Genomic DNA, 17,139 nt, shown 5'->3' on the forward strand with positions numbered 1-17,139 from the left:
ATACGCTCACTCGGTGAGACGACGCCAGCAACCTCCCCTGGCGAAGCGACACGGCCTGGACCCCGCGCGCATCCGAATGCCCGAGGACGGCACCTGGCGCACCGTCCGTGACTTCCTGACAGCGACCGAGCTGCGTATTCCTCGACACCGGATCGACGCCATGTTCGACGCCGGCGAGATCGTCGACATGGGCGGTCCCATCTCCTCCGACGCGCCGTACGTGGCCGGCGAGGCAGTCTGGTTCCACCGCGACCTTCCGACGGAAACCGTTGTGCCGTTCGAGATCTCGATCGTGCACCGCGACGACGCGCTACTGGTGATCGACAAGCCGCACTTTCTGCCGACCATCCCCCGCGGCGGACATATCCTGCAGACCGCGCTGGTCCGACTGCGTCTCGAACTCGATCTGCCGCAACTGGTGCCCGCTCACCGACTCGACCGCGTCACCGCGGGCCTGGTCCTCTTCGTCGTCGATCCGACACTCCGCGGCGCGTATCAGACGTTGTTCCAGGATCGAAAGGTTCACAAGGAGTACGAGGCGATTGCTTCGTATGACCCCACGCTGACCCTGCCCACCGTCGTCCGCAGTCGAATCATTTCGGAGAGAGGACAATTCACGGCCCACGAGGTGTCCGGAGAACCCAACGCGCACACCACCGTCGAACTCGTGGACCATCGGGCCGGACTCGGCCACTATCGACTGACACCGTTGACCGGCCGCACCCATCAACTGCGACTGCACATGAATTCACTCGGTAAGCCGATCCTCGGTGACGACCTCTACCCGACGGCCACCAACCGGGCCGTCGACGATTTCACCGATCCACTCCAATTACTCGCCAGTGCAATCGAATTCGTCGATCCTGTTTCCAAGTCTGTGCGCTGCTTCGAGACCGGATTGAGCCTGGAGCGTTGGGGGTCGACTGGGGGCCAGTGAGCCCCGTTGTGCTACTCAGGATTTCGGTCACGCGCGGACTCGACGAGTTCCTTCGTGCGCACCAGGCGGAGCGCGGTGACCAACACGACGCCGCCGATGATGTTGAACAGCACCGTATATCCGAACCATTCGATCCAGGACACGTAGCTCACGTCCGCACCCGCGTGGATGGCCCCGAAGATCAGCAGGGAATCGAGAATCGAGTGGAACAACTGCAGCCCGGCCAGAAGGAACCCGGCCGCCATGGCGGCGATGATCCGTGCGACGTCAGATGTTGTTCCCTGCTGCATGCGGGTCAGCAGCGTCATCGTGCTGCCACCGAGAACAGCCAGGCAGATCGACTGAAGATTCAGTGGCGCGTCGACGAAATGGTGCGCCGACTCGGACAACACCTCCAGCCACTGCGGAAACGCGTGCGCGATCAACCACATCACGAACCAACCGCCCAGCAGATTGGCCAGTAGCGTCCCGACCCACAGCCTCACCAGCTGCAACGGTGTTCCGTTGCGGGCTACCACGGCTGCGATCGGCATCAGGAAGTCCTCGGTGAACAATTCACCATGTGCGAGATAGATAGCCACCAGGCCGATTCCGAACGCCAGACCCGCCAGCAGGTGACTGTCGGTCTCGTCCAGCACCGCGAGATATGCCATCACACCCAGAGCAACTTCGAGACCACCGAAGAATCCGGTGATCAGCACCGTGCGCGCGGTGCGGTGCAATCGTTCGGCACCCTCCGACACGACAGCGTCGAAACTTTCCTCGAGTTCCTCTTCCAGAGGTCCCTCGTTGTCGCCGTCGTTGCGCCGCGCTTCTTCGCTCATCTGCAGGTAGTACCCACAAAAGCGGTATCGATACCAGCCCGTCGGCAATCCTGTGTCGGACCTCTTACCGGCCCGACGAGTGCTTGTGGACGACCGGCGCTGACAAAGACCGCGTCTGCCAGATTTCTATCGAGTAGGACTCGACAGGTTCGTCGGCGTCCACAACCAAGTCGTAGTTCGAGCTTCTTCCGGTGGCACTGACCCGAACCCGATGCAGCGCCGGCCCACGAGGAGTCAGGCCTTCGCGGCCTCCGGGTATCCAGTTCTTGAACTCCATACCAGCCGACAGTCGAATGCCGCCGGCCTTGGTTACGAGGTCGCCCTCGTCGACGTCTTCCCACGAGTGGAGATCCAGCTCAGGTTCACCTTCGAGCATTCGTAGCTCGACGCTCACGAAGCCACCTGAAATTCCTGTGCTGATCAGCGCTCCTCCGTCACCGAAGTACACAAAGCCCGGGACACCCTCAGGAGGCCAGATCAAGTCCAGGGATACTTGCTGAGCCAATCGCATGTGGCCGTCCGAGACTCGAACTGTCTCACTATGTCTCACCGATCGATTGTCCCATCATCGGCTACTCGCGAGGGTTGCGGCGCATCCCCGAGGAAAGCGACATGGATGCCACGCACCGACCAGGGCGAACGAAACCGGCCCACCCTTGCGGGTGGGCCGGAGTTCGAGAACGAGCATGTGGCGGAAGCGGAGGGATTTGAACCCCCGGACGCTTTTACACGTCTCTCGCTTTCAAGGCGAGTGCATTGGGCCGCTCTGCCACGCTTCCGTGTGCGATCTTAAACGGCCGGGCAGCCCGAGACCCAATCGCCCCTCATCGACGCGGCGTCGAGCCGGATGCGTCCATCGCTGCGTCGACCTTCTCGAAGATGTCGCCCAACACTTCGAGTTCCTGCGGAGAAAGCAGATCGACAAGATGTCGGCGCACACTGCGCACATGTGTGGGTGCCGCCTCCGCCAATCGTCGACGGCCTTCCTCGGTGATCACCGCGAGCACACCTCTACCGTCGTCGACGCAGGTGCTGCGAGTGACCATGTCCTGAACTTCCATTCGCCTGATCTGATGCGTCAGGCGACTTCTCGAAGACAGAACGCCGTCGGCCAGCTCGCTCATCCGCACTGAGCCGTCGACAGATTCGGACAACATCACCAGGATGCGGTATTCCGCCATCGACAGATCGTGGCCATCCTGCAGATCTTTGTTCAATACCCCCATCAATCGTTGCCCGCCGTCCATGTAGGCGCGCCATGCTTTCATTTCCGCAGTGTCGAGCCACTGCGGGTCCCCCCCGGAACCAATGGCTAGTTCGGCCGTCACCCGTGACATCTTAGGCAGGAAATCTACCGACGAGTAGCTTGCACTGGTTGAATGTTCGATTCGAGTCCGAGACCTATGGTCGAGTTATGACAGATCCCAACATCGAACCGCCGTACGTTGCCGCAGCCGACAGATACGAGTCCATGCACTTCCGGCAAGTGGGATCACGCGGACCGAAGCTCCCGGCAATCTCGTTGGGACTGTGGCACAACTTCGGCGACGACATTCCACTGATGAACCAGCGTGCGATCCTGCGTCGCGCCTTCGATCTGGGGATCACGCACTTCGATCTGGCCAACAACTACGGTCCGCCCTACGGCAGTGCGGAGAAGAATTTCGGCCGCATCTTCTCGGAGGATTTCGCCGGCTATCGCGACGAGCTGATCATTTCGAGCAAAGCCGGCTGGGACATGTGGCCCGGCCCCTACGGATTCGGTGGTTCACGGAAATATTTGCTCTCTTCGCTGGACCAATCGTTGACGCGCATGCGCCTGGACCACGTCGACATCTTCTACAGCCACCGACCCGACCACGACACCCCGATCGAGGAAACCGCAGGCGCGCTGATCAGCGCGGTCCAGCAGGGCAAGGCCCTGTACGCGGGCATCAGCTCCTACAAGCCCGAGGGGACGCAGAAGATGGCGGACCTACTCGCCTACGCGGGTGTTCCCCTGCTGATTCACCAGCCCAGCTATTCGATGGTCAACCGCTGGATCGAGCCCGACCTGCTCGGCACCCTCGACGCGATCGGCGCAGGCGTCATTGCGTTCTCCCCCTTGGCCCAGGGCATGCTCACCGACAGGTACCTCGACGGCATTCCTGCGGATTCGCGCGCAGCACAGGGCAAGTCGTTGAACCCGGATTGGCTCACCGACGACCACATCGGACACCTTCGGGCATTGAACGACATCGCCACCTCCCGCGGTCAATCCCTCGCCCAGCTCGCGCTGAGCTGGGCCCTGCGCGACCCGCGGGTGACGTCGGTCCTGATCGGCGCATCGAGCGTCGAACAGCTGGAGAACAACGTGGCTGCGCTGGACAACCTCGACTTCTCGGCCGACGAGCTGGCCCAGATCGACCAGCACGCCGAGGACTTCGGGATCAACCTCTGGGACCTGTAGGAGTGCCTGCGGCAGTGGTGCGGTTGAGTGCTCCAGAGGGCACTCAACCGCACCACTGCGCCGGAGGCGCACTATGGAGACATGCGTGCCATCACACTCAAAGAATTCGGCGACCCCGACGTCATGGAATGGACCGAGGTTCCCGACCCACGTCCGAGCCGCGGGCAGGTGATCGTCGACGTCTCGGCCACCGCCGTCAACCGTGCCGACCTGATGCAGCGACAAGGCAACTATCCACCGCCCCCGGGTGCCAGCGACATTCTCGGCCTCGAATGCTCGGGAATCATCTCCGAACTCGGCGAAGGCGTCAGCGGTTGGAATGTGGGCGACAGAGTCTGCGCACTGTTGGCCGGCGGTGGCTATGCAGAGCAGGTCGCGGTGCCCGCAACTCAACTGTTTCCGATTCCGAAGGGCCTCGATCTGCATGTGGCGGCAGCACTTCCGGAAGTAGCCTCCACAGTGTGGTCCAACCTGGTGATGGACGCGCACATGCGTTCGGGGCAGGTACTGCTCATCCACGGCGGCGGTAGCGGAATCGGTACGCACGCAATCCAAGTGGCCAAGCAGATGGGCGTCACCGTCGCGGTCACCGCCGGCTCGAAGTACAAGCTGGACATGTGTGCCGATCTCGGTGCAGACATCCTCATCGACTACAAGAACCAGGACTTCGTCGACGAGATTCGTTCACAGACAGAGGATCACGGAGCCGACCTGATCCTGGACAACATGGGCGCGAAGTACCTCGATCGCAATCTCGATGCCCTGGCCATGGACGGCACCGTCGTCACCATCGGGATGCAGGGCGGTGTGAAGGGAGAGCTGAACTTCGGCAAACTCCTCGCCAAGCGCGGATCTGTTCACGCGGCCGGGCTGCGCGGGCGACCCGAGACGGGTCCGTCGAGCAAAGCGAACATCGTCGCAGACATGACCGAGCACCTGTGGCCGATGATCTCCGAGGGACGCGTCACCGCCGTCGTACACGCCGAGATCCCGATAACCGAAGCGGCGCAAGGACATCGAATGCTCGATGAGGCCGAGACAATCGGAAAGGTGATCCTGCGAGTCCAGTAGACCAGGTCAGCGGTCGTGAGCGGAACCTCGTAGTGGGCAACACGTAGTGGGCTACGAGGTTTCGTGCACGTGCGGCGCAGCCGCTCAGAGCGCGAGCGAAGCGAGCGCTTTGACGAGCTGATCGATTTCGTAGCGGGTGGTGTACGGGGCCAGACCGATGGAGACGGCACCACCCTCGTCGTTGACTCCGAGTGCGTCGAGCAGACGGCTGCCGCCGTGGACTCCGCTGACACTGCCGATTCCCGCCTGCGCGAGTTGCTCGGACACCTTCACCGCAGGCACACCCTCGACCGTGAAGCTCACGGTGGGGACACGCGTGGGTGCATTGCCCAGCACCATGACGTGATCCAGCGAATCGAGCGCCTTCATCAAGTAGTCGAAGAGCCCGTCGTGGTAGTACTGCAACGATCCGATCGAAAGCTCGAGACGCTCACGACGGGTTCCTGTTGCGGCGTCGTCGAGATTGGCCAGGTAGTCGATGGAGGCCACCACACCGGCCAACAACGCGTACTGGTGACTGCTGACCTCGAGCCGCGCGGGCCCCTTGGCCGACGGGTTGAGCGACATCGACGGAAGTTGCTCCAGCAGGGTCGGATCGCGGAAGATCAGCGCGCCGACGGACGGGCCACCCCACGCAGCAGCATCGATCGCAACGACGTCGGCTCCGAGTTCCTTGATGTCGACGTGAGCGTACGGAGCAGCTCCGGCAGCGTCGACGACGATCAGTCCGCCCACCTCGTGCACCAGATCTGCTGCAACCCTGACATCGGGTGCGCTGCCGACGATCGGCGACGCCGCAGTGACCGCGACGAGCCTGGTGGTGGAGGTGATGAGTTCGTCGAACTGCCACGTGGGCAGCTCACAGGTGTCGATTTCGACTTCGGCCCATTTGACGTGCGCGCCGGTTCGGCTGGCCACCCGCAGCCACGGCGCAACATTCGCTTCCTCGTCCAAACGCGAGAGCACCAGCCCGGTTCCCAGACCGAGCCGTGAGCTCATGGACTCGGCGAGCCACGACAGCAGCGTCGCGCGGTCGGGTCCGATGACGACCCCCGACGGATACGCACCCACCAGATCGGCAATCGCCATGCGCGCTGATTCGAGTAGAGCTGCACTCCGCTTGGCCGCGGTGTTACCGGCCGAGTGGTTGGACGCGCTGTGTCGAAACGCCGTGGACACCGCGGTCGACACCCGATCCGGTATCAACATCCCCAGCTGAGGGTCCAGATGAATCCACCCGTCGCCGAGGGAGGGAATGGACCCTCTTACCCGCGCGACGTCGTACCCCATGCCGGACACTCTAAGCGCCGACCGGTGAAGCATGTGTTCCACGTCCCGTTTCGCCAGGGAACGGTTGCCCACTTCGCACGCTCGATCCCTCCCTGCTTCCACATTTTTTCCGACGAGCCCTGTTGTTTACTCGACGAACTACTGTCCCCGACGACCGAACCAGGATAATCGCCCCGGACGATCGCGCAACGACGAGCGACGCGTAAAGATGGATACATGACCCAATCCGAGTCGAACAGTGCCCCCGATGACCACGTCGTCGTGATCGGTCCCAATGGAGAACCGCTCGCCCTGAGCCGCGAGGAAGCTACGGCCGCAGCAGCCCGCGCCGCCGGATCCTCGGCGAACGAGGATTCGGACGATGGGTCGGGCCTGTCGGAGATGGTCGAACAGCCCGCGAAGGTGATGCGCATCGGCACGATGATCAAGCAACTGCTCGAGGAAGTGCGCGCCGCCCCGCTCGACGACGCCAGCCGCACCCGCCTGAAGGAAATCCACAAATCGTCCATCCACGAGCTCGAACAGGGACTCGCGCCGGAACTGCGCGACGAGCTCGAGCGTCTGGTGTTGCCCTTCGGCGACGACGTCATCCCCACCGACGCAGAACTTCGGATCGCGCAGGCCCAACTCGTCGGCTGGCTCGAAGGACTGTTCCACGGCATCCAGACGGCACTGTTCGCGCAGCAGATGGCCGCTCGCGCGCAACTGGAACAGATGCGGCAGGGCGCGTTGCCTCCCGGTGTGATGCCCGCACCGGGTGCCGGCCAGGGTGGCAGCGGTACCGGCCAGTACCTGTGACAAGCGCGGAATGAGCCGAGTAGTCAGAAAGAGGTAGTGTCGACCGTCGTGTCGGCACCAGCGAAGGATCCCGAGAGCGAGGCAGGAGAACAGATGCCTGCTCCGGTTTCGGACTCACAGACTTATCGGCGCGCGTTCCGTGATCTGCGAACCGGTTTCAATCAGCGTGAACTGTGGCTGCATCTCGGCTGGCAAGACATCAAGCAGCGCTATCGACGGTCGGTGATCGGTCCGTTCTGGATCACCATCGCCACCGGTGTGCAGGCCATCGCCATGGGTCTGTTGTATTCGGTGCTGCTCAACATCGATCTGCGGACCTTCCTGCCGCACGTGACCGTCGGTCTGATCGTCTGGGGACTGATCAGCGCCGCGATTCTCGAAGGCGGTGACGTCTTCGTTGCCAACGAGGGTCTGATCAAACAGCTGCCCAGCGCGCTGAGCGTGCACGTCTATCGGTTGGTGTGGCGTCAACTGCTGCTGCTCGGCCACAACATGCTGATCTACGTGATCATCATCGTGATCTTCTGGCCGCCGGGCGGGCTGCACTGGACCGTGATCTTCGCGATCCCGGCGCTGGTGCTGATTCTTCTCAACGCCGTCTGGGTGTCGATTCTGTTCGGCATCATCGCCACCCGCTACCGCGACATCGCTCCGATCCTCGGCAGCTTCGTCACGCTGATGTTCTTCATGACGCCGATCGTGTGGACCACCTCGGGCCTGCAACAAATGGGCGGCGAGGCCGCCAATCGCGCCAAGCTCGTCGAGATCAATCCGCTGTTCCACTACCTTGACATCATCCGTGCCCCCTTGATCGGCGAGGATCAGCAGGCGTACCACTGGTACATCGTGCTCGGCTTCACCGTCGTCGGGTGGGCGCTGGCCATTCTCGCTCTCAAGAAGTACCGGGCCCGCGTGCCCTACTGGGTTTAGGGGTCAGCAGTTGTCCATCAGCATCAGTACCCATGACGCATGCGTCGACTTCCCGATCTTCGACGCCAAGACGCGGTCACTGAAGAAGGCGTTCCTCGGCAAAGCCGGCGGTGCCATCGACCGCAACTCCTCCGACGTCGTCGTTGTCGAAGCCCTCAAGAACATCACGATGAACCTGAAGGACGGCGATCGCGTCGGACTGGTGGGTCACAACGGCGCGGGCAAATCGACGCTGCTGCGTCTGCTCTCGGGCATCTACGAGCCGACGCGGGGCAGCGCCACCATCCGCGGGCGCGTCGCGCCGGTGTTCGATCTGGGCGTCGGTATGGACCCGGAGATCTCCGGTTACGAGAACATCATCATTCGTGGCCTGTTCCTCGGCCAGACGCGTAAGCAGATGCTCGCGAAGATGGACGAGATCGCCGACTTCACCGAACTCGGCGACTACCTCGACATGCCGCTGCGCACCTATTCGACGGGTATGCGGGTGCGCGTCGCGATGGGCGTGGTCACCAGCATCGACCCGGAGATCCTGCTGCTCGACGAGGGCATCGGGGCCGTCGACGCAGAGTTCATGAAGAAGGCCCGTCATCGGCTGCAGGAGTTGGTGAAGCGCTCGGGAATCCTGGTGTTCGCCAGCCACTCCAACGAATTCCTGGCTCAGCTGTGCGACACCGCGATGTGGATCGATCACGGCCAGATTCGCCAGCAGGGCGGCATCGAGGACGTGGTGCGCGCATACGACGGCGACGACGCGGGCGACCACGTTGCGCAGATCTTGAAAGAGATCGAGCGCGAGGACAACGCCGGTGGCTGACAAGATTGTCGGAGTCATCGTCACGCACAAGCGGCGTGAATTGCTGGCTCTGTCGCTCGAGGTGATCGGTGCTCAGACGCGTCCGCTCGATCATCTGGTTGTCGTCGACAACGCCGATGAGCCCGAAGTACGTGAATTGGTCGAGTCCATTGCGCTGCCGACGACGTACCTCGGTTCGCAGCACAATCTCGGCGGCGCAGGCGGGTTTGCCCTCGGAATTCTGTATGCGCTCTCGCTCGGTGCGGATTGGGTGTTTCTCGCCGACGACGACGGCCGCCCCGAGGGCCCGAAGGTGCTCGAGACCCTGTACGACTGCGCACTCACTCACGGCCTCGACGAGGTCTCCCCCGTCGTGTGCGACATCGCCGACCCGGACCGGCTGGCATTTCCACTGCGCCGTGGAGTGGAGTGGCGTCGGCTTCGGTCGGAGTTGATCGACCCGGAGAATCCCGACGACGATCTGCTCGAAGGCATTGCGTCGCTGTTCAACGGAGCGCTGTTCAAGGCGTCGACGATCGATGCGGTCGGCGTGCCCGATCTACGGCTGTTCGTGCGCGGCGACGAGGTGGAAGTGCACCGCCGATTGCAGCGCTCGGGCCTGAAGTTCGGTACGTGCCTCACTGCCGCCTACGTCCACCCCAACGGAGCCGAGGAGTTCAAGCCGATCCTCGGTGGACGGATGCACACGCAGTACCCGGAGGACGCAACCAAGCGGTACTTCACCTACCGCAATCGCGGCTACCTGATGTCGCAGCCCGGCATGCGAAAGCTGCTGCCGCAGGAGTGGATTCGCTTCACGTGGTTCTTCCTGATCACCACCCGCAACCCGAAGGGACTGGCCGAATGGTTCCGACTGCGCGGGCTGGGACGTCGGGAACACTTCCGTAGGCCCTAGCCCCGGCAGATATCGACACAGCGCAGAATTGCAAGGGGTGCGCGGACCCGCGTGATACCGCTACCGTGTGCCCATGAAGGAACCTCGGAAGCTCGCGGATCGCATCAAGTCGTCGGCACGGGAGAAGCTCCAACGGGCCATCGGCGAGGTTCTGGAGCAGCAGACGGCGCAGCTGGCCGAGCAGACGAGTGACCAGCAAGCGAAATTGCTCGACGTCCTCGAACGCCAGCGTCGTGAGATCGACGACCTGCACGCATTCATCCGCGGCCTCGAGATGCGCATGCGCCGCGACATTCCCTATGCCTCCGACGTCGAAGCTGCCGCGCAGAGCGCCGAGTTCGCCGAAGAGATGATGCCGCAGGCACCGACCTTCCTTCGGCCGCACGCCACGCTGCGATTCGCGCTCGGTGAGGTATCCATCCGCGGCATGGCACTCGAATTCGGAGTGGCCAGCGGCACGACGCTCGAAATCATTGCCGAGGAGTTGGCGTCGCGTAAGGACATCACCGTCGTCGCCGGATTCGACGTGTTCTCCGGCCTACCCGAGACCTGGCGTACGGGCTTCCCGAAGGGACTGTTCGAGCAGGACACCATCCCCGAAGTGCCCGGCGCACAGATCGTCCCCGGATTGTTCGAGGATTCGCTGCCGGGCTTCCTGAAGGGCCACCACGAGAAGTTGGCGTTCCTGCACCTCGACGCCGACCTGTATTCCTCGACGGTGACCGTGCTGGATCTGGTGGCCGATCGACTCGCCGTGGGCACCGTCATCGTGTTCGACGAGTACTTCAACTTCCCCGGCTGGCGCAACCACGAGTACCGGGCGTGGACGGAATTCGTCGCACGCACCGGAACCGAGTTCGACTATCTGGGGTACACCGCCGACAACGAACAGGTCGTCGTACGGATTCGCACGGCACCGAAGGTCCGCGCGAATTAGCTACTGCCCGTAGAGGCGAGCCCAGTTCTCTCGGCTCGTCAGCTTCGGCACGGCGGCACGGTACGACGCAGCAACCGTCGGCGTCTCGGTGCGCAGGCGCTTGAGTGCGGTCACTCCGCGCTTGAGCAGCTCGGACGCATGTGCCTTGTTGCGCTTGCGAACTCGGACACCCTCCTGCGAACGGTCGGTGACGATTGCGTGCGAGAACAGCGAGACGTGCCACCAGTGCGCGTCGTCGGCCGAGATGGCCACGGGACCGGGATCGACCCTGCCGCGCCACTGGTTGAGGACGCGTTTGGCGAGCACGGCGAATTCCATGCTTTTCTTCGGGTGCGGCCCAGCGGGGGTGATGAACATATCCGCTGGACGCACTCCTGGAACGTCGTTCGCGTTGTGCCGCTTGGTTTCTCCGTAGGCGGCGCGTTCACGTCTGATGGAACCGGCAGCGTCCATGCCCCCGTCGAGCAGATGCTCCGGGCCGGCCAGAAAGTCTTCGACGGACTTGATCAGCGTGTACGCCATGCCGTACTGCATCGACACCAGGTAGCGGAGCAGATCGGTGAACAGCTGCTTGGCGAGCGTCTTACCGTCGAGTTCGATGTGCAGGGCGGCGGTGATCATGCCGTTGCGCAGGTTGAAGTAGCGGTGCCACTCGTCCCAGTCCTTCCACGCGAAGTCGGCGTGCCACACCGCCGCGCCCGGCAGGGTGACGGTGGCGAATCCATTTGCGCGCGAACGGTATCCGTACTCGATGTCGTCCCACTGGAAGAACAGCGGCAACGGGTAACCGACCTGCCCGACGATCTCGGAGGGGATGAGGCACGACCACCAGCCGTTGTATCCGGCGTCGACGCGGACGTCCTGCTGACGCTTGCGTTTGAACGCACTCTTGTCCGAGATCGCGTTCTTGACGTGAATTCCGGCCTCGAGCTTCTGCAGGTTCGCCACCTCGGCACCGACGTGCACACGGTCGGGGTGGAGCAGGTACAGCATCTGCGCGCCGATGATGGCGGGCTCGATGGTCATGTTGGCGAACGAGTTCATGCGCACGATCGCCTCGGGCTCGCACAGCACGTCGTCGTCCATGAAGATCACGTTGGCCGGATCGCCGCCCTTGCCCTGTACCTCGTACAGGCCACGGGTGAACCCGCCTGCGCCGCCGAGGTTGGGCTGGGTGATGTAGACGAGTTTGTCGCCGAGCTCGGCGGCCACGCGTTGGAACTTCTCCCGCGTCTGCACCTGATCGGTGCCTTGATCGACCACGTAGACGTTGTCGACGCCGAGCAACGCGATCGGGTCGTCCGCCATCGCCGCAACGGTGTTGGCGCAGTCGTCGGCGCGGTTGAACGTGCAGATCACCACCGACGTGGGTCGCAGTTTCTCGGGAGCGGCGACGGTCCACTCCGCGTCCTGCACCGACAACTCGCTCGACGTCGTGGTGAAGCGAACGAACAATGCGCCGCCGTCGAGGAACTGCGTGGTCGCGACCGGGACGGATACCTGAGTCGATCCATCCGCGGAGTCGACCGTAGTACTGGCCATCGTGCGCTCGTGGCCCTTGTAGTCCGTGGCCACCAGATCCATCCGGCCGCCGCCGGAGACGTTCGCCCGAAAGACCACCTCGGTGACCGAGGTCCACCGCTGCCAGTAACTGGCCGGGAACCGTCCGAAGTAGCTGTTGGTGTGCACGACGCTGCGCTTGGCAATCCGAATACCGGTGCGGGTGCGCTCGGCGTTGCCCTTGCCGACCGAGCTGTACATATCGGCACTGACCAGGGGCGACGGGCCGTCGAACAGAAGTCTCTGGACAGTCAGCTCGGACCGGCCGTCACCGCCGTCAGAAGCCGACGCAGCCGATGCGGAGCCGAGACGATCGAGAGCAGTGCCGTCCATACCGAGAAATACCCCATCCAGTTCGAGTAGTGACAGTTCCAGCGAGCAACATCTGCGGCCGTAACGAGAAGAAGACCACTGACCATGGTCGCACAGCCCACGCCCGAACCGTCCGACGCTCGCCGTCTACTCCGTTTCCTGCACCCTCGCCATCAACACGCGGGCAGCATCGGCCGGGTGCGTGTACGGCCACCAGTGGCCCGCATCGACATGGACGACGCGCAGGTCGGGGATCCATCGATCCAGACCGTCGGTGAGGTTCGGGGACAGCATCCGGTCGTGTGCAGGAGCCACCACGGTGGTCGGGACGGCGCACCGCGGATCGGGTCCGCGAAGCACCCTTCGCAGCACGTTCGCCCGGTACAGGGCGATGCCGCGCTGCTGGTCGGCCACCGTCGGGATCGGCTCCCCCTCGGCACCCAGTCGCGCCAGCAATCCTGGTACCCGGGTGCCCAACACCGGCACATGAAACCCGAAGACGTACCAGGACCGGGCCAACTGCCCCACCAGTGACGGCCAACGCTGCGGCCGCACCGACCGCGCCCGCGCCACCTGCCGCAAGTGATCCAGACTGGGCCCGGACACAGACGTGTACGACGCGAAGGCGGTGGTTGCCCGAGGCGAGGCCATCGCCTCCCACATCTGGACCGACCCCCAGTCGTGGGCGAAGACATGAACCTTCCCGGTGAGCTCCGGAATCGACTCGACCACCGCGAAGGCGTCCAGCGCCAGCTGCTCGATGGCAACGTCCGCCGGGGGCTCGAGTACGGACGCGCCGCTGCCTCGCGTGTCGTAGGCGATCACCCGAACCGCGTCGCCGAGCTCGGCGATCAGCGGATCGAACACGTGATGATTGTCGGGATAGCCGTGCACCAGCAGCACCGTCGAGCGCGCAGCTCGGTTCCCGTACTCGAATACGGGAAGCTCGGCACCGGGCGTGCGGACCGTCCAGCCGGTCATCCTGCGTCCGTCAGGGCGTGCAGAGTGCCACCACGCAACAGGTGAGCAATCATTTTCAGCCGCATGGCCTCCTGCTCGGGCTGCGGATGGACCACGGCCGCCAACGCCTCACCGTCGAGTAGGTGAACCACGGTGAAGATCACCGTTTCCAGATGCCGTGGATCGATCACGCCGGCGACGGGCAGCGCGCGTGCAAGTTCGCCGATCTGCTCATGATATCGAACGGTGAACGGCTGCAGCCTCTCTCGTAACTCTTCGTCGCTGCGGGCTGCGGTCAGCAGCTCGTACCAGGCCCCGTTGATCGGAGCGCGGCACGCAGCCCTGAGCAATTCGAGGCAGTGTTCGATCGACGCGCTGCCGAAACCGGACAGGCCGCGGCGAAACTCCACGAACTGACGTCGGCGAACCTCGTCGGCCGCGGCGACGATCAGGTCGAGTCTGGTGTCGAAATGCCGAAACATGGCACCGGACGACACCCCCGCGCGGCTGACGATTTCACTGACACTGGTTGCGGCATAGCCCTTCTCGCACAACGATGCGATGGTCGCGTCGAGCAGTTTGCCGATGGTCTCGGTTCGGCGCTGCTGTTGACTCGGGCTCACACACGCTCCCGGCGACGAGGAGCCGTGGAAGTGCCTGCCCGCAGGAAGCTACCCGCGCGCTCCGATACACCGAACCAGGGCGCAAAGGTGCCGCCGGAGAACACCACTCGGCCCGCGATCAGGGTGGCGGTGACAGCGCGGTCGTTGCGATTGACCATTCGACTCAGGCCACCGAACTCCGGCATGGTCTCCTCTCGGTAGGCCAGGACCTCCTCGTCCAGACCCTTCGGGTCGATAACGACGATGTCGGCACGATCGCCCACCCGAAGGTGTCCGGCGTCGACACCGTAGAAATCGGCCAACTCGCCGCTGAGCTTGTGCACGGCCTTCTCGACGGTCATGAACGGCTTTCGATCGCGCTGCGCATCGTGCACGCGGTGCAGCAGCCGGATGCCGAAGTTGTAGAACGCCATGTTCCGGAGATGAGCACCGGCATCGGAGAATCCCACGGTCACCCCGGGCTGGTTGATCAGCTTGTCCATCTGGCGCTTGCGATGATTGGCAACCGTTGTGTGCCAGCGCAGCTTTCGGCCGTGCTCGACCACCAGATCGAGGAACGCGTCCACCACGTGTACACCACGCTCGGCCGCGACCTCCGCGATGTTCTTTCCGACGACGGACGCGTCGGGGCACTCGGTGATCTCGGCATCGGCGAAGTCTCGATGCCAGACGCGTGAGCTGAACTTCTTCTCGAAATCGGCACGGAACCAGCGGCGGTAGGCCTCGTCCGAGAGCAACTCGTTGCGGCCCAACTCTTCTCGTAGATGAAGAGCTGCGCGGCCGGAGCCGAACTCCTCGAACACCACGAGGTCGATGCCGTCGGAATACACGTCGAATGTGGTGGGCAGGTGCTGCCAGCGGAACTGTCCCTTACCCGGCCCGTTGACGATGCGAGCGAGCGGGCCGAAGACCCGATGAATCCAGGGCGACGCCTTCGCGTCGGCCGCCGCCAGCAGCGAGATCTTGAGCGGAGTGCGGCCGATCCCGGTGGCCGAGGCAAGAAAGAACAACATGTCGTACTTGGTGTTCAGGTTCGGGATGCTCTGCAACAACCGGCCGCGTCGACGCAGAATCTTGTGCAGAGCGCGGAACTCGCTCCATCGCGCGTACGAGGACGGCAACGAACGAGACCGGTACCGATCGCCGTCCAACTTGTCCCACGGGTTCGTCATGGTCGACATTCCGAGCAGCCCGGCATCGAGTGCCCGCTCGAGCGCGTCGGACATGGCGCGCCACTCCTCACGGGTGGGTTTCTGACCGCGATCGGTCGAGCGGTCCAAGCCCATGACGTGCGCGCGCAGATCCGAATGCCCGACCAAGGCAGCAATATTGGGGCCGAGAGGCAGCCGCTCGAGCGTTTCTATGTACTCCTCGGGGCTGTTCCATGTCTTGTGCGTATCGACGGCTTTGAGCACATGATCGCGCGGCAGCGCCTCGACCCGACTGAACAGGTCCGCGATGTCGACCGGGGTGGAGTAGAGCGTCGACAACGAACAGTTCCCCAGCAGAACCGTCGTGACCCCGTGGCGGACGGACTCCTCGAGACCGGGCCCGACGAGTACTTCCGCGTCGTAATGGGTGTGCACATCGACGAAGCCCGGGGTGACCCACTTGCCGGTGGCGTCCACCACCTCGGTCGTCGCGCCCGCCTCGAGCGGCGTGGCCGACACGGCCCGCACGACGCCGTCGACGATGCCCACATCCGCCCGCACTCCCGGCCCGCCGGATCCGTCGAACACGGTTCCACCGGAGATGACGACATCGAAAGGAATGTTCGGGCTCATGTGACCTCCGTCATAGAATGACGAAACCATAACTTAGAGAGTGGTCACTCGCAATAGCCCGGAGCGGATCGCTTCAGGCGTCGACAGCCTGGCGACCGGCCCGTGCGGCCGCCAGTAGTTCGTGACGCCGCCCTCGCAACGACAGCAGGCCCCGGGCCATCTTCACGACGTCTCCGATCGCAACCCGGCTGGGCTCGCTCCGGTGCGATTCGGACAGGCGAACCGGCAGCTCCACGGGACGGACACCGGCCAACTCCACCGCGTAGTCCAATTCGGTCGTGAACAGGAAGCCCGGTTCGATCAGCTCGGGAGCCACCGCACGAAGCAGCGTGCCGTCGACGATGAACGTTCCCTGCGGGTCCCCCGTTCTGGTGCCGAGGACAATTCTGCGAAGTGACGTGAAACCGAAGGTCATCACTGCCCGAAGCACTCCACGTTCCACCGCGGACTTCGGGTGCGCCTTGGAGCCGATGGCCACCAATGGCGTCGACCCGGTTTCGGAGGTCAGTTGCGCAGCCGCGTTCAGATCGTCGAACCCGAACGGAAGATCGTCGGCAGTGAGCAGAACCCGATCTCCGCGCGAGTGCTCGACGCCGAGGCGAAGTGCATTACCCATCCCTTTGGCACTGGTCAGCACGACGAGCGACACTGTCGGATTGGCCCAGCGATCGTGTAGCCGCCGACTGATATCCGCGGTGGCGTCCGTGGAACCGTTCTCGATGACGATGATTTCCGCGGTTCGACCGGACAGGTAATCGGCGAAGGCTTCGACCGTGGATTCGATGACCCGGGCCGAATTGTGTGCCGGGATGACAACGGACAGTTCGACCGGTTCCGGCCGAGAACTCGGAGCGGGACCAGAGAACACCGTCACCCTTTCAGCGCCTGTCGGATACTGCGAACGCACAAAACACTACGCTGCACAGCAGTGTTCGATGCCCACCGACCATCA

Annotated in this window: 17 protein-coding genes and 1 tRNA gene; 8 read left to right on the plus strand and 10 right to left on the minus strand. The window is 63.6% G+C overall.

What is annotated here, in order from left to right:
- The first annotated feature begins 13 nt into the window (after positions 1-13).
- Entirely contained in the window at positions 14-937 is a 924-nt protein-coding gene (locus O4220_RS00430; protein ID WP_269601596.1) for a pseudouridine synthase, read from the plus strand.
- Positions 938-948: 11 nt separating this feature from the next.
- Here the strand turns inward: O4220_RS00430 and O4220_RS00435 are convergent, their stop codons facing one another.
- The 4 genes from O4220_RS00435 to O4220_RS00450 all read right to left on the minus strand — a co-directional run bounded on the left by O4220_RS00435 (position 949) and on the right by O4220_RS00450 (position 3,098).
- Positions 949-1,761 carry a formate/nitrite transporter family protein gene (locus tag O4220_RS00435; protein WP_269601597.1) on the minus strand — a complete coding sequence of 271 codons (813 nt, stop codon included), beginning with the start codon at positions 1,759-1,761 and terminating at the stop codon, positions 949-951.
- A gap of 64 nt (positions 1,762-1,825) precedes the next feature.
- Positions 1,826-2,155, minus strand: a complete 330-nt coding sequence (locus O4220_RS00440; RefSeq protein WP_269601598.1) for a hypothetical protein — start codon at positions 2,153-2,155, stop codon at positions 1,826-1,828.
- A 295-nt stretch (positions 2,156-2,450) separates the two neighbouring features.
- Positions 2,451-2,540 (minus strand) — tRNA-Ser (locus O4220_RS00445).
- A 45-nt stretch (positions 2,541-2,585) separates the two neighbouring features.
- Positions 2,586-3,098: a MarR family winged helix-turn-helix transcriptional regulator gene (locus O4220_RS00450; protein ID WP_420030289.1), complete on the minus strand. Its 513-nt coding sequence runs from the start codon at positions 3,096-3,098 to the stop codon at positions 2,586-2,588.
- Between the two features lie 77 nt (positions 3,099-3,175).
- Here O4220_RS00450 and mgrA point away from each other — a divergent pair, with 77 nt between their 5' ends.
- Positions 3,176-4,210 carry an L-glyceraldehyde 3-phosphate reductase gene (gene mgrA / locus O4220_RS00455; RefSeq protein ID WP_269601600.1) on the plus strand — a complete coding sequence of 345 codons (1,035 nt, stop codon included), beginning with the start codon at positions 3,176-3,178 and terminating at the stop codon, positions 4,208-4,210.
- Positions 4,211-4,291: 81 nt separating this feature from the next.
- Positions 4,292-5,281 (plus strand): NAD(P)H-quinone oxidoreductase, encoded by a 990-nt coding sequence (locus O4220_RS00460; RefSeq protein ID WP_269601601.1) that lies wholly within the window; start codon positions 4,292-4,294, stop codon positions 5,279-5,281.
- 84 nt (positions 5,282-5,365) lie between these two features.
- Here the strand turns inward: O4220_RS00460 and O4220_RS00465 are convergent, their stop codons facing one another.
- Complete coding sequence (locus O4220_RS00465; protein ID WP_269601602.1) at positions 5,366-6,571, minus strand: cysteine desulfurase-like protein; 1,206 nt, start codon at positions 6,569-6,571, stop codon at positions 5,366-5,368.
- Positions 6,572-6,787: 216 nt separating this feature from the next.
- Here O4220_RS00465 and O4220_RS00470 point away from each other — a divergent pair, with 216 nt between their 5' ends.
- From O4220_RS00470 to O4220_RS00490, 5 genes are all read left to right on the plus strand, one after another.
- Entirely contained in the window at positions 6,788-7,369 is a 582-nt protein-coding gene (locus O4220_RS00470; RefSeq protein WP_269601603.1) for a bacterial proteasome activator family protein, read from the plus strand.
- A gap of 93 nt (positions 7,370-7,462) precedes the next feature.
- Positions 7,463-8,299, plus strand: coding sequence for an ABC transporter permease (locus O4220_RS00475; protein ID WP_269602224.1), 837 nt, complete (start codon positions 7,463-7,465; stop codon positions 8,297-8,299).
- 10 nt (positions 8,300-8,309) lie between these two features.
- On the plus strand, positions 8,310-9,116 hold the full coding sequence (locus tag O4220_RS00480; RefSeq protein WP_149407122.1) for an ABC transporter ATP-binding protein: 807 nt from the start codon (positions 8,310-8,312) through the stop codon (positions 9,114-9,116).
- On the plus strand, positions 9,109-10,011 hold the full coding sequence (locus O4220_RS00485) for a glycosyltransferase (RefSeq protein ID WP_269601604.1): 903 nt from the start codon (positions 9,109-9,111) through the stop codon (positions 10,009-10,011). Before O4220_RS00480 ends, O4220_RS00485 begins: the two co-directional genes overlap by 8 nt.
- A 73-nt stretch (positions 10,012-10,084) precedes the next feature.
- The gene (locus tag O4220_RS00490) at positions 10,085-10,948 is read left to right on the plus strand and encodes a TylF/MycF/NovP-related O-methyltransferase (RefSeq protein WP_269601605.1); all 864 of its coding nucleotides are present in this window, start codon (positions 10,085-10,087) and stop codon (positions 10,946-10,948) included.
- Here O4220_RS00490 and O4220_RS00495 read toward each other — a convergent pair whose 3' ends face one another.
- The 5 genes from O4220_RS00495 to O4220_RS00515 form a co-directional block, all read right to left on the minus strand.
- Positions 10,949-12,841 carry a glycosyltransferase gene (locus O4220_RS00495; RefSeq protein WP_269601606.1) on the minus strand — a complete coding sequence of 631 codons (1,893 nt, stop codon included), beginning with the start codon at positions 12,839-12,841 and terminating at the stop codon, positions 10,949-10,951. It abuts the gene before it with no gap.
- A gap of 126 nt (positions 12,842-12,967) precedes the next feature.
- Positions 12,968-13,801: an alpha/beta fold hydrolase gene (locus O4220_RS00500; protein ID WP_269601607.1), complete on the minus strand. Its 834-nt coding sequence runs from the start codon at positions 13,799-13,801 to the stop codon at positions 12,968-12,970.
- Complete coding sequence (locus tag O4220_RS00505) at positions 13,798-14,403, minus strand: TetR/AcrR family transcriptional regulator (protein ID WP_269601608.1); 606 nt, start codon at positions 14,401-14,403, stop codon at positions 13,798-13,800. Before O4220_RS00505 ends, O4220_RS00500 begins: the two co-directional genes overlap by 4 nt.
- A complete protein-coding gene (locus tag O4220_RS00510; RefSeq protein WP_269601609.1) occupies positions 14,400-16,187 on the minus strand; it encodes an N-acyl-D-amino-acid deacylase family protein in 1,788 nt (595 codons plus the stop codon). Before O4220_RS00510 ends, O4220_RS00505 begins: the two co-directional genes overlap by 4 nt.
- Positions 16,188-16,260: 73 nt before the next feature.
- Complete coding sequence (locus O4220_RS00515; RefSeq protein ID WP_269601610.1) at positions 16,261-17,061, minus strand: glycosyltransferase; 801 nt, start codon at positions 17,059-17,061, stop codon at positions 16,261-16,263.
- Positions 17,062-17,139: the final 78 nt, after the last annotated feature.

The organism is Rhodococcus ruber (assembly GCF_027270735.1).
Lineage (GTDB): Bacteria > Actinomycetota > Actinomycetes > Mycobacteriales > Mycobacteriaceae > Rhodococcoides > Rhodococcoides rubrum_A.

What these genes read in the sequence shown, in the direction of transcription:
- O4220_RS00435 (WP_269601597.1), bottom strand. Translation starts at nt 1,761, where the DNA reads ATGAGCGAAGAAGCGCGGCGCAACGACGGCGACAACGAGGGACCTCTG.
- O4220_RS00450 (WP_420030289.1), bottom strand. Translation starts at nt 3,098, where the DNA reads ATGTCACGGGTGACGGCCGAACTAGCCATTGGTTCCGGGGGGGACCCG.
- mgrA (WP_269601600.1), top strand. Translation starts at nt 3,176, where the DNA reads ATGACAGATCCCAACATCGAACCGCCGTACGTTGCCGCAGCCGACAGA.
- O4220_RS00460 (WP_269601601.1), top strand. Translation starts at nt 4,292, where the DNA reads ATGCGTGCCATCACACTCAAAGAATTCGGCGACCCCGACGTCATGGAA.
- O4220_RS00465 (WP_269601602.1), bottom strand. Translation starts at nt 6,571, where the DNA reads ATGGGGTACGACGTCGCGCGGGTAAGAGGGTCCATTCCCTCCCTCGGC.
- O4220_RS00470 (WP_269601603.1), top strand. Translation starts at nt 6,788, where the DNA reads ATGACCCAATCCGAGTCGAACAGTGCCCCCGATGACCACGTCGTCGTG.
- O4220_RS00475 (WP_269602224.1), top strand. Translation starts at nt 7,463, where the DNA reads ATGCCTGCTCCGGTTTCGGACTCACAGACTTATCGGCGCGCGTTCCGT.
- O4220_RS00490 (WP_269601605.1), top strand. Translation starts at nt 10,085, where the DNA reads ATGAAGGAACCTCGGAAGCTCGCGGATCGCATCAAGTCGTCGGCACGG.
- O4220_RS00495 (WP_269601606.1), bottom strand. Translation starts at nt 12,841, where the DNA reads ATGGACGGCACTGCTCTCGATCGTCTCGGCTCCGCATCGGCTGCGTCG.
- O4220_RS00500 (WP_269601607.1), bottom strand. Translation starts at nt 13,801, where the DNA reads ATGACCGGCTGGACGGTCCGCACGCCCGGTGCCGAGCTTCCCGTATTC.
- O4220_RS00510 (WP_269601609.1), bottom strand. Translation starts at nt 16,187, where the DNA reads ATGAGCCCGAACATTCCTTTCGATGTCGTCATCTCCGGTGGAACCGTG.